Below are 463 nucleotides of genomic sequence, written 5' to 3'. Positions count from 1 at the left end.
CAACAACCAGCTGCAGTTTGTGCCGGGTACAGACTTCGACAGCCTTGCCAGTGGTGACACGGCTACTGTCACTGTCCGCTATGTGATGTCCGATGACGAAGGGGCTACCTCTGAATCAACGGCCACCATTACGGTGACCGGCACTAACGACGCGCCGGTGGCCAGTGTAGATACGGCGACCGGTCACGAGAATGAAACCCTGACCATTGACGTACTGGCCGATGACACGGATCTGGATCACAACGACAACCCCGCCAACTTCAGTCTGGACAGTGTGCAGATCGTGGATGGTGACGGGAATCCCGTCACGGGCCAGGGCACGGTCAGCATCGCCAACAACCAGCTGCAGTTTGTGCCGGGCACGGATTTCGACAGCCTTGCCAGTGGTGACACGGCTACTGTCACTGTCCGCTATGTGATGTCCGATGACGAAGGGGCTACCTCTGAGTCAACAGCAACCATC

1 protein-coding gene is annotated in these 463 nt (G+C 57.9%); it reads left to right on the top strand.

Translation table 11 applies throughout. The features are described 5' to 3' along the window. Positions 1-463: Ig-like domain-containing protein (locus AC27K1_RS21690; RefSeq protein ID WP_487152881.1), on the top strand; the 463-nt coding region annotated here is incomplete at both ends.

Source organism: Kistimonas ophiarachnellae (genome assembly GCF_057552235.1).
The sequence above is the reverse complement of the archived record's forward strand: the minus strand, read 5'-3'. Positions and strand labels throughout refer to the sequence as shown.